Source organism: Hyphomicrobium sp., from assembly GCF_035548195.1.
GTDB lineage: Bacteria > Pseudomonadota > Alphaproteobacteria > Rhizobiales > Hyphomicrobiaceae > Hyphomicrobium_B.
Genome location: NZ_DASZTY010000017.1, coordinates 132,905 through 144,737 on the forward strand (window position 1 = coordinate 132,905; position 11,833 = coordinate 144,737).

Annotated in this window: 9 protein-coding genes; 2 read left to right on the top strand and 7 right to left on the bottom strand. The window is 53.6% G+C overall.

Going from position 1 to position 11,833, the window contains the following annotated elements:
• Window positions 1-130: 130 nt before the first annotated feature.
• Window positions 131-382, bottom strand: coding sequence for a hypothetical protein (locus tag VHB22_RS05195; protein WP_325455898.1), 252 nt, complete (start codon window positions 380-382; stop codon window positions 131-133).
• A 282-nt stretch (window positions 383-664) separates the two neighbouring features.
• Between VHB22_RS05195 and VHB22_RS05200 the strand changes: the two genes are divergently transcribed.
• The gene (locus tag VHB22_RS05200) at window positions 665-1,228 is read left to right on the top strand and encodes a cytochrome c (protein WP_325455899.1); all 564 of its coding nucleotides are present in this window, start codon (window positions 665-667) and stop codon (window positions 1,226-1,228) included.
• Between the two features lie 348 nt (window positions 1,229-1,576).
• Here the strand turns inward: VHB22_RS05200 and VHB22_RS05205 are convergent, their stop codons facing one another.
• The 4 genes from VHB22_RS05205 to VHB22_RS05220 form a co-directional block, all read right to left on the bottom strand.
• The gene (locus tag VHB22_RS05205) at window positions 1,577-2,290 is read right to left on the bottom strand and encodes a GNAT family N-acetyltransferase (RefSeq protein ID WP_325455900.1); all 714 of its coding nucleotides are present in this window, start codon (window positions 2,288-2,290) and stop codon (window positions 1,577-1,579) included.
• 187 nt (window positions 2,291-2,477) lie between these two features.
• Window positions 2,478-5,663, bottom strand: coding sequence for a primase-helicase family protein (locus tag VHB22_RS05210; RefSeq protein ID WP_325455901.1), 3,186 nt, complete (start codon window positions 5,661-5,663; stop codon window positions 2,478-2,480).
• 496 nt (window positions 5,664-6,159) lie between these two features.
• A complete protein-coding gene (locus VHB22_RS05215; protein ID WP_325456143.1) occupies window positions 6,160-6,594 on the bottom strand; it encodes a transposase in 435 nt (144 codons plus the stop codon).
• A gap of 113 nt (window positions 6,595-6,707) precedes the next feature.
• Entirely contained in the window at window positions 6,708-7,703 is a 996-nt protein-coding gene (locus VHB22_RS05220; protein ID WP_325455902.1) for a site-specific integrase, read from the bottom strand.
• An 827-nt stretch (window positions 7,704-8,530) separates the two neighbouring features.
• Between VHB22_RS05220 and VHB22_RS05225 the strand changes: the two genes are divergently transcribed.
• A complete protein-coding gene (locus VHB22_RS05225; RefSeq protein WP_325455903.1) occupies window positions 8,531-10,192 on the top strand; it encodes a DUF262 domain-containing HNH endonuclease family protein in 1,662 nt (553 codons plus the stop codon).
• Window positions 10,193-10,272: 80 nt separating this feature from the next.
• Here VHB22_RS05225 and VHB22_RS05230 read toward each other — a convergent pair whose 3' ends face one another.
• Window positions 10,273-11,145 (bottom strand): hypothetical protein, encoded by an 873-nt coding sequence (locus tag VHB22_RS05230; RefSeq protein ID WP_325455904.1) that lies wholly within the window; start codon window positions 11,143-11,145, stop codon window positions 10,273-10,275.
• Window positions 11,142-11,807, bottom strand: a complete 666-nt coding sequence (locus VHB22_RS05235) for an OmpA family protein (protein ID WP_325455905.1) — start codon at window positions 11,805-11,807, stop codon at window positions 11,142-11,144. Before VHB22_RS05235 ends, VHB22_RS05230 begins: the two co-directional genes overlap by 4 nt.
• Window positions 11,808-11,833 lie beyond the last annotated feature (26 nt).

The window sequence follows — 11,833 nt, forward strand, 5'->3', positions numbered from 1 at the left end:
TTATTCAATTGGACTTATTCACTAGAGCCGAATTCGACGCTTGCCGTTCCCTGGACCCGGGACACCAGTTAGAGTCGATGACTTCGAGTGATGGGGCAGCTGCTCCTGGCGAACGACCGCCCGCTCGTGCTCACATGCCCATGGCTTTGTGCGCTTCTTCCATGTGCTTGACGCAACCAGACATATCTTTCTTCTTCATGGCAGCTTTTGATTGACTGAGATGCATTTCCGCTGACTTCTGCATCTTGGCGTCTGTCATTTTGGCGACTTGCGCATCCATTTTCATCATGTGCTCATTGGTGCACCACGCCTCTTTATCCTGCGCATAGGCCGGCCCCAAAGGCATCAGGGCAAGAAAACCTACTGCCAACAGAGTTCTCATGGCGTTCCTCCTTCACGTTCGATCAAAAATTTCAGCCCGCCCTGCCAACGCATCAGCTCGCTGTTAGTTACGAACGTGCGTTCCTTTTTGCCGACGGCCCAAAGCTGGCCTTGTCGTCGGGCGCGCTCCACATGGCACAACGCGTGAAAATTATTAGATTTTATTGAATTCGGTACGAAACGACCAGCGAGGCCTATCGGTTTACCGGATCTGGAATGGCGGAAGCAAAACAGGAGGTCGTGGAGAAGATTAGCCGGCCTCTATAGGAACGCCGGAGACGTGATGAAGTTCGTGGTCGGTGGTGCGATCTCCATAGTGTTGCTGCTGGTCGGGGCGTCGATTTTCGCCCTCGCTGGGGGATATAACGTTGCAGCGACTGATGCACACAATGCTTTGACGCATTGGTTTCTAACGATGACAACTCGGCGCTCCGTTGCCGTCCGGGCTGCGTCGGTGACTGCGCCTGCTCAATTCACGCACCAGCAAGTTGCTGACGGCTTTTCGGAATTCGATGAAATGTGCGTCAATTGCCACGGCGCGCCAGGCCGAGAACGAGGCGAAGTTGGGAAAGGGCTTAACCCGCGCCCACCTGATCTCGCGAAAGCCTCCAAGGAGTGGACGGCTGCGGAACTCTTCTGGATTGTGAAGCACGGCATCAAAATGACGGGAATGCCGGCGTTTGGAGCGACGCATTCCGACGAGCGGCTGTGGACCTTGGTTGCTTTTCTGAAAGAGCTTCCGCAACTTAGTTCGGAAAAATACGTCGAAATGAAACGCATGTCGGCGGCGCACGGCGACGGACATGACGATCATGATCACGTCCACGAAGAAATGCCTGCGAAGTGAGTGCTTGGCTGACGCAGATAGCCTATCTGCTTTTGATGTTTACTAGGAGACCAGCAGCGTCCGCTCATCGGCGTATAGCGCGGGCACGCGAATTTCACTTCGACAGTCATGCGCTCGCGCCGCGGATGTCCGCTTTCTCGGCTTTGCGGACGACACCGGTGGATGCGAAATTATCCCGCAAAAGCCCAGCATCGGACTCCAATGCGGCGTGGCCACGAGCTCAGCGCCTTTACCACTTGTTTGCCGGTCGAATGAATTGAAGCAGGCTGCCATCTCGTAAGGTTCGAGGAGCCGCGCAGGAATGTCGAAGCCGCCGTCCTAAAACGTCGAGGGATTGACAATGTCGATTTAGAAGGAATTTCCAGAACGCTCTCGCCTCATGCCAGCGCGTTCGGCCTTTTCATGTTTAGCCTTGCAAAAGCACTGGTCCACGCCAGCGACTGTGATTTTAGTCACCAAATCCGAGCCTCGAGGCTCGTCCATTGTGAGCCCGATGACGCGATACGGAAGCAGTATTGTGCCGTCAGACTGTCGGCCTCCATTTAGGTCGTGAGTAGTGATGGGCTGATGAACATCCGCGCCGTAAAGCGCGCATTCTGGATAGAAACCTATTGTGACTTTTACGCGCGGCAGATCGGCTGGAATTTTAAAGTCGCGCCAGACCAACCGCTTGATGGTGATCTGATAGGGCCTGTTGGGATCCTGATATTGCTCGAATCCCATTTTTTCCCAGAAAGTCAGCGACTCTCGTGGTGAACATTCTCCAAAGAGGACATTAACGTCGTCTCGAATAGACCGCTCGAGGGACGCCGCGAATAACGCCGTGCCGAGACCGTGCCCTCTAAAGTTGCTCCGAACGCAGGCAATGTCAGCGCCGTAATCTCCTACCTGAAACGCCACCGCTTCGCCGCCGCGGCGAATGACCCAAAGCTCACCGCTTTTGAACGCACGTTCTATCCAATGTTTATTGCACCAAAGCTTATTTCCATCGTCTTCATATTCCCTTTTGAGCCATTGAAGGATGGCGTCCAGATCATCCTGCGCCGCATTTTCTACGCTCATCGCCTCTATCCTCTCTGGTAGCGTTCGGAAATTTCTGTCGGTCACCTTGGCAGGGAGAGCGACCTTCAAAAAAGCGTGAGGCTCTTCCAACTTTTGACTCTATAAATTTGAACTCACGCTGGCGCACGGAGCGCACGCAGCAAATTCGCCACCCTTTGCTTGCCAAGGTGATCTGCTCTCAAAGAGATCATCGGGTAACGACGGGCTGCTGTGGTTGAAGTGCCGCGTACGCAGTGATCTTTGGCGCGCTAACGGATGAGGACATTGCCAAGCGAAATTCCTCATTCGTGATCAGTCGAGATTGGAAGGCGTGGACGAGCGCGTCGGCACGGCTGGGCAGGTAACGGACGGTAGGGGCCTTGTTGCCCTTCCCCTTCGATGGACGCTTATTGTGAGTGGGGCCATAATACTGCTCCATCGTGCCAATGATGGACTTCATGCTTGGCATATGCGGTAACTTCGCCGCCGCCCGTTTCCGAAAATAGTCGGCCACGGCGTCTACGATTTGGAACGACTCGATCGCGAGTGGCTCTTCGAGCTTCCAAATGCAATCAGGCAGGTTCGAAAAGTCAGAACCAGTCGAATGGGATTCTAGGTCGAGATGCGCACGCGAGTCTGCAGCGGAAAAATTACCCCGCAATAGAAACGCGACGACGAATGCCTCGGTTGGTTCGCGGGATTCACTGCGCTGGGCCACTTCATGGTCTGTGAGGACCTTTTTCGAAATAACCAGCGATTCTCGATCTTCAAGTTTTCGAAACTCGTGATTGAGAGACTCGTAGATGAAACGTGCGGCACCGCCATTGTTCCATTGCGCGACGAGGGCCTCGAACTGGTTGCTACCAGCCCAAGCGGGCACAGAATTGAGAACGGTATAACGTCGATCGCCATGTTCGATATCCATGAAATGGCGTTGGTTCGATATGATGATCATGCGCGCATAGTTATCAATGGTAATCGGAGCTTTGTGCTTGGGATTGACGAGTACGTCACGTCCAGTCACGAGTTCCTTCAGTCGTGCGAATGCTTTTTTGTCGCCGGCAAATGCCGCCTCCTCAAGGGCAACAAGAAGTTTGCCAGAGAGCGCCTCGTTGTAGTCGCCTAGAACCATGTTCTGATTGGTGACTCGGAGAAGCATGTCGCCATAGATCGGCGCCATCAATTGCTCTGTGACAATGCTTTTGCCGTCACCGTGCGTGCCGCGAATGGCGAGAGAAGTTCCGATCTTGTCACCTGGAAACCGCAGCGGATGCATGAAAAACTCAGTCACCCATTGGAACAGCGATTCATCGCCTTGGACCCAGACGTCACGAAGAAGTTTGTAAAAACGATCGCAACTGCCGGATGGATCAGGCTCGATGAGAAATCCCGAAAAAAGATTGTATTGATTGGGGCTGACGTTTTGGCCGGCGGAAGACGATGGTTTGAAGACCAGGCCTTGCGTATAAAATTGAGCATCCGGTGGCGGGAGTCGAAGCCACTCTTCCGCGTGATACACAATTTTCAAGCCTTCTGGAGTCACCACCTCTGAATAGTCATTTTTGTAGATTTTCTTGAAATCCTCATGTGCAACGAGAGCCTTGCCGATGGCGGGCTCTTGCAAATTGAGAACGTAGGATTTCCCGGAGAGCACGACGGCGTATTGCGACGAGTAATCAAATCGTGCCGTCAGTGCACTCGCCTCGATCGCAGAAAGAACGCCCGCCAACGAGTATTCTTGTTCCAGAAGCAAACCTATGGCTTTCAAATCTTTCTTGAGATCGCTGAGACCCGCCTGATATTTCAATTTCAGCGATTTCAAGGTCTCGGTCACTTCGACATGCGAAATCTTGCCGGCGGCGAGAGCTTTCGCCAAGGCGCGGAGTTCCGCGCTCAAGGTCCCTGAAGGCGGCGATTCCGAACAAGTGATCAGGTCCGCTACCGTGAAATTCCCGCGACGAATGTGGTCCGCAAGATCTTTCGCAGAGACGCCAGGACCCACTTGAGTTCCAGATTTCGCAAGAGCATTCAGGCGGTCAAAATCCAGATGCGCCAAGCGAGTTTCAACAAAGCGCGCGGTGTCGATGCCAACACCATTGGCGTCGAGAACACGTGTCATCTCGCGCTTCTTCTCACGTGTCTTCTTTTCATCACGGCTCGCGCGATTGGAAATCGGACCGCCGCCGATCGTTTGATCCTCAAGATCAGAAACTGAAAGCTGGCCCGCTTCCAGATAGGCCAACATGTGCCCTAGTCGGTCTAAATCCGAGCACCCGCCAGTCGCTCCAGAACAATAGAGTGTAAATCCCGTTTCCCCATCGCCATTCTGCGCAAACGTTTGTTCGACGCCTCCCGAGTGATTGGCTTGATGGCATTCGATGTAGACGCCGCCCGAGTGCCTCGCCCCTCTGACCAGGCCTTTGCGCTCGAGCGCCGCTTCGATGTCGAATGAGCGGGCATAGTGAAGCGCCCAAGCTTTAAGATTGAAACCCCGGAAGATATAGGAAGATTTCGGTGCGCTATCTTGCGGCGAAGTCCCGGAACGTTTGCGGTCAGTGGTCTGAAAAGCACTCAATAACGCGGCTTCGAAAATCGGATGAAGATCGAATGCAGATCCGTGAACATGAATAGGTAGTGGAAGAGTGATCATTGTATCGGCTGGATGAGCCGGCATAAAATATCGACGTGACGGATCCTTGCAGGCCTCATCGAACGGCGTCCCAATCGTTTGCAAGGCGGATTGATAAGCTGCGTTCCACGCTTCGAGAACGTTCGCGTGAGCCGCAGTAGCCGAAATGTGGTCTGCGAACGTGATCGGCGTTGCGAGTGGACGGATCGCGCGATGCTTGTCGATCGGCGGAGTCTTGAGGACGTAGACGAATCCCTTTTCCGTTTGGCTCATGCCATCCTGGAGAATAGCGGCATCGGCATGTGTTGCTCGCAATTTGCCCGTCGCTTTGAGATAGAGCCGAGCCGTATCCTCACAAATTTCGGGATTTTGACCATTGTCCTTTGCCCACTTCAGGAAGTCGTCGTGCAAAATCTCAATGGTCGTCGCACCGTTGCGGAATGAAGGATATATGACGGCTTCGTGACCCAAGCGCTCGGCAAGGGCCCTGCTTTCCTGCATTGTCCAGCCGTCATCGTGGTCGCTGATCAGAAGCGAGATTCCCTGAACCGTCTTTTTCGTGCACAGAGAACCCACCAAGGGCCCGGCTGTCATGGCGCGTGCATCAAGTTTATTGGCGACGCGCTCCCAGCTCTCGTGAGCCATCAGCATGTCGGCTAAGGCGTTCCACGGCGCTTGCACGTTCCTGAAATTCGGATTTTTGGCCCGCAGATTTGGCGTTTGAGCAAATTCAATCTCGAGTGCGTCGGGGACAAAATCAGACATCGGCCGAACTCCAGCGATGTTCCGAACGCATGATCTCATTCGGAGGGAGGTCGGTGAGCGTCACGATGAGAGACGCCGGAGGATGAGTGGTGAGATCTGTTTTGGTGTGGCGGTCCATATCGTCATTACCTTTCTCAATTGACCTGAACAGTCAGGTGTCAACCGATGAGGCAACGGACATGCCAAAGTGCGCGAAGCCGAAAAACTGGCGCGTTTCGACTGCGGGCCAGTTGTGGGCCAGTCGAAATCGTACCGTCTTCGGACGCGCAGCTGTATCGTAACGAGACGGTGCTCGTTTTCGAGAAACTGGCTTATGGCGCAAATAGCGCCGATTTTATTGGGGTAAGGGCTCGTTCATCTTGCTTTTTAAGGTTAGCAACTCCGTGATTGCTCATTTCCTGCGAGTGTAAAAGCAATTTGGATGCCAGTTCGAGTCGCGCGCTCTGCGGGGTCTGAGTTTCGCGACTTCGCCGAAAGAACGGACGGACGGACAGTCTCAGGCCGATTTGCGACGGAGCCGTTCGGCGCGGTCTGCGGTGGCCTTGAACTCGATCCTGCGCTCTATCGTCAACTCGATCTCAGTAGTTTTTTCAGCGACCCGTTGCCAGATACCTAAATGAGCCCACCGACCAAAGCGGCGGCGCACGGCATCGGAGTAGGAACCTTTCTTCGGGTGGTCCGTCCAGCGGCCGCCGCGATGGATGACTGCGAGGACCGCATTAACAAACGTCCGATTGTCCATCGTATTGGACTGCGATGGCTCATCTGGGAAAAATGTTGCAAGAAGCCGCCATTCGTCGTCTTGGAGCGGTCGATAGTCTTGGCGGCATGCGTCGTTCGCATTGATCGCGACGGATTGCGCGATGCTTTCCGGCGTGACACCCAGTGACGCCATCGTTTCGATAATCAAATTGAAGTTTGTGTTTTCCATTTCGCTCACGAGCAATTGCCCAATACCGCAGCCATCTTCTCCGGCTATGTAGATGGCAATTAAAGATAGAAATACAACTTTCAGTCGTGAGTAGGGGAGTGCCGCCGGAGGTCCTAAAAGTATCGGCTGGCATTCTGCTCAAACGCATCGGCAACCCGGATATACGAACGCAAGACTTCCACCGACTTATGCCGGCTTGTTCGCTGAATGATGTGTTCGGGTACATGGGCGTTCTCGGCGGCGGTGATGAACCCCGCGCGCAGCGAATGCGGGGAGTACTTGGTGGGCTCAATACCAACGGCTGCGAGGCGCTTGGCTAGGATGTGGCGCACACTCGTCGCATCGAGGCCCCGGTTGAGGATCCGGCCGGATTTGCTGATGGCGCGGAACGCTGGCCCCGATGTAATCCCAGAAGCGGCGAGATAGCGCTCGAGCGCCGCGACAGGGCAAAGATCGTCGTTCCGTCGTGGGATCGCGACCTCCTCGGTCCTGAGCGATGCCTTGGTCGCTGACAACTTAAGAAGGAGCCCGCGATCCGTAATCGTAAACGTCGAGCGCCCGTCAAGCTCAAGAGACACGATTTCTGAGCGACGCAATGCCCCGAAAAACCCGATCAGAATAAGCGCGTTGTCGCGCAGCGAACGGAGATCATCACCGTCGAGGAAAGTGATCAGGCGCTTCAACGTCGGCAGATCGAGGGCTTCTGCACGGTCAACGGCCTTCGCTGTGCGCCGAGAGATGCCGCGCAGCGTGTCGGCGATCAGTGGATGCTTTCGGTCAACGACGGTTCCGCGCGTTCTGCAATCGCGCTGGATTGCTGATAATGCAAGATTGATGCTTGAGAGCGACTTGCCTTCTCTGGCAAGCGCAGCGAGGTAGGCTGCGATGGCGTCGGGTGTCGGTGCAAAAGGGGTTACGCGATGCACGCTCGCCCATTCGCTCCACTTTTGGGCAGCCTCGCCATAGACGCGTTGCGTGCTATTGGAACGGGCGGCATCGGTGAAGTGCTGGGCTTTCTGCAACGCCAACCCGAGCGCACCATTAGGTGCCTCATCAGCCAACTCTGTATCAGCCTGAGACGAGAACGCATCTGACATCTTGTTACTCACGAAAACCTCTATTTTCATGAGTAATCAGATGGTGCTGATACGCACTCTTGCTAGATCATCCGCTGACGGAATTGTCTCAATTGGTGAATCGAAACTCAATGCGAAAAGCGATTTGCTGATGCTGCTATCGGTGCTGCCTCATGGGTTGTGAGACCGATCTCGTCGCTCAGCCAGATGCGAGAGTCGAGCAGGCATCACATGCGACGCGAGATGATATTCACCCATTGTCTCATTGCCAACAAAGCCGATCGTTGACCGTTACGAGTGTGGTCGTCCCCGTGAGTGCTGGGTCGGGGCACACCGGCATGCCGACCTGCGACTTCGTTGAGAAGTCAAAATTGTTGATTTGATTTCGAACTGCCGACGCGAACGACAAGTTCGAAGCGAACGCTCGTGCAACCCTCATCACGTCGTCCCCCACGAGGATCGCACCCCCGGGGTACTTGCCACCCCCGGGTATGGGACCCAAGCCGGAGGGACGGGGGAGGGGGCCAAAATTGCCCGCTCTGGTTCCTCCATATCGGGGCGGACGGTCGGTTTATCCCGATTACGGAGACGCGCATCGGCAACTCGAGAACCTCGTAGAAGATCTTGCGCGCCGTCGGCCTGGTTGATTTTTCCCCAAGGCGGATAACTCATATTGCCGAGGCTTTGAGAGCGAAAAGGTCCGATGTTCGAAAGACTTCTCATTGAAACAGCCTCTCCACCATCCGCATTCATCCAGAGGATGAACTCAGGTTATTGCGGCGACGGTAATTACGGCTTCGAAATCCAGAAAGGGCGAGTTATAGCTAAATTTCCTTGTGTTATCGCGTCGGGGGGCGGTTGTGACAATACGTATGGAGTGTCAGACGCTGCCCGTAGGTGAGTTACTCTCTGGATCACGCACCTACGGAATGCCAATTTTTCAAAGACCGTATTCCTGGACCTCGGAAGAGGCGGGGCAACTCTACGACGATATCGAAACGGCGTTTCACAATTCCGACGGAGGCGCTGGAACGGGTGGCTACTATTTTCTCGGGCAACTAATTGTCTCGCAGTCTAACCCGAATGCGCCCTTTGAAGTCATCGATGGTCAGCAACGGCTGATAACATTGTCGGCGCTGCTTGCGGTGTTGCGCGATCTTCTTCCGCAAACCGATTTTCGCAATCATCTTCAAGATCACCTCGTTCGCCCAGAAAACGCTGCGCGGGGGTTGCCAAGAGCGGTCCGAGTGACGCTGCGCGACATCGATAGCGACGAATACATTCGCTGGATCGCCACATCAAACGGTACGCAGTCCTTGGTGGCGTCTGGAGATACGGATGCAACGCAGCGCCTCGCCGACGTCATAGCAGGTTTGAAAGACGCCATCGGAAGTCCGCAATCAAAGTTTGTAGCCGATCTTGCGAGCTACATCTTGAACCGTTGCTACGTTGTGCTTGTGATCACGTCTAGCGCGATGGATGGCTACGAGCTCTTCCGCAGCATAAACGCGAGAGGTCAATCGCTGACCGATCTCGACATTATTCGCGGCGAAATCATCAACCGTTATCATAGTTCGACACTCGCAGCCGCGTGGAACCAAATCGAGGATCGGATCGGAATCGAGCAGCTATCGACGTATGTGAAGTCGATCCTGTCTCTCGTCCATCCCGAAACACGCGGCATGGCACTGCGCGACGGCTTTCGCGCCGTCCTTGCGCATCCTTCAAAATCATTTGTATTTACCGATACACTGAAGAAATTCGTCGAAATCTTCGAGCAACTGGAAAGCGGTGACCTAGAGCTCGCACAAGGGAGCGAAGAACTTAGTCGGATAATTACTTGCGTCCAGGCGCTGCCGTTCGATGACTGGGTGCCCGCCGCCTTGCTCTGGCTTGCTCAAAGCCCTTCGCAGCGTGACACAATAGAGTTCTTCAAATATCTGGACGCGCTGGGACTGGGATTGCTCGTCCTTGGCGCCACGACAAACACCATAACCGAGCGTATGCGCAAAGTCATCGAGCGCATCCTCTCGCAAGATTGTCTCAGTAAGGCAGATAGCGCTTTATTTCTGACGCGCCCGGAGAGAGCGAAAATTCGTGAGAAGCTGAGTAGCCCCATCGGCAACAAATCGCGTTTTGTGCGGCCGTTGCTTCTCCGCTTGAATGCGGAGATGCTCGACAAAACAATCCCAACTTACTTCCCGCGAAACGTAACACTCGAACACATCCTTCCACAGAAGCCCGGGCCGCGGAGTCAGTGGCGGGCGAAGTTCCCCGACCAAAAGCGTCGCGTTGAACTTAGTCAGATGCTCGGCAACTTCGCAATTCTCTCAACGAAGGTAAATCCGAAAGCCAGCAACTTCGATTTTCACAAGAAGCGCGAGATCATGTTCGGATCAAGCGACAGTAACGTATTTCCACTGACGGCTCAGCTCGTTCGTTATAGCGATTGGACACCCGAAGCTATCATGAAACGTCAGACTGAATTGACGGATCTCGCTCGGGAAATTTTGAGGTTATAGAGGTGCAACCTCTGTATTACCGCAACAAAAGATGGCGTGTCTCCAAAGGGCGCTGCAACCCAAAACGGGTCGGCGCCGTTCTACGCGCGAAATTCGCCTCTTGCTCTCAGTGCCAAAAATTCCCGGTATCTCGGGTCGCTTTTCATGTGTGAATGATGTGGCCGGGATGCGTGGCAAGCCATGCAGAGAACCTCGAGGTTTTCTCGCCTATTATCCCAACGTGCGCCATTCTTATGATGCGTTTGTAAGAATTTGCGATGCTCGGCCTTAAGCATTTTTACTCTGCAATCGGAACACTCCCAATCCGACTGGCGACGGAGCGTAGAGCTGATGTCCGAGAAGTCTGGAGTGTAGACGTTCAGCGGCGCATCGTGAGCGGTGTATTTCGGTTTTTGCATATGAAGGGATTTAGGAAAGAGCTCGAAGAAGCGGCTTGGACTAAATTTTCTCACAAACGCGAGACGCACCGACGTTGCGTCAGAGGAATTCCAGCCAGGGAACCTCGTTCTATCCAAGCAGCGTTGACAGACGTTGAGCTTTTTGCGCTCCGCTCTTACACTGCGACCCGTAAGAAAGTTTAGCATGAATTCGCCGGTCGTTTCGGTGGCGATTACATATCTACTTGAACGACCAGCCGATGCCATCTCTTGGAGGGTTGCGCAGTTCGCCAAGTGATAGCGGGGAAGATCATCACTCCAACTTTTGCTGTAATGGCTCACATCACGGATATATAAAAGTACCCGACTATTTTTGTATGCGAGGGTCTGGTCATCTAGAATTCGAAGCTGATCGAGTGAAACCTCGATGCCTTCTCCGCTTTCCAAGAGAGCCCGCTCTTCCGAAGTTATATACGTCGACGAAGAAGCGAACGAACCATAGTGATCGGGGTTGATACCCATTTTCAATTTCAGCTGATTGAGTGCAGCTGATTTCTTGAAATTAGGTAATTTCACTTTTGTCGGCCCGCTCGCAAAATTTCACCAATGCGCTCTTCGGCATTTGTACGAACTCTGAACTCGACGCGCTGAGACGCTTTTCTGTTCTCGGTGCCGTCTGCATTCAACCGTAGCCTTGACGATGACAATCCATTTGCGGTCGTTTTTGCAATGACCCAACGGCGCTCCGAATCGATTTTGGGAAGTTGGATGACATACTCAAGGGTGCTTCGCGTGCGATCTTGAGACAGCTTCATGTTATTGAAGTACGCCTGCGCAGGAGTTGTCTGAGTGTTCCACACACTAGACGTATGTCCTTCGATGCGGATCTCTTCGATTGAGGAACGGTATTTCTTGCTCGATAGTATTGCTACATATCTCGGGAAAAACGTAGCTAAGATGTCTTTGAAATTTTGCTTGAGTGCCCACTGCCCGTCATCAAAAAGAATAGATGGTTCTTCAAATCTCACTGCGAGGTCAGGAGTGACAACTGCATGCCACTTCGGCAGATCGTCCTTAAACGTGTACCTTAGATCGTTATATAGCTGCTCCCGGACCTCATCATAAAGCTCTGCAGCCTTTCTCATTTGCGCGGCTTGCTGTTCCGCGATCGATTTCAGCTGTTCGAGTTTTTTAGCGTTTGCCTCGACTTCCAGCATGAACAAGACGGCGATCAGCATGAACATCATCATTAGGCCAGTCATGA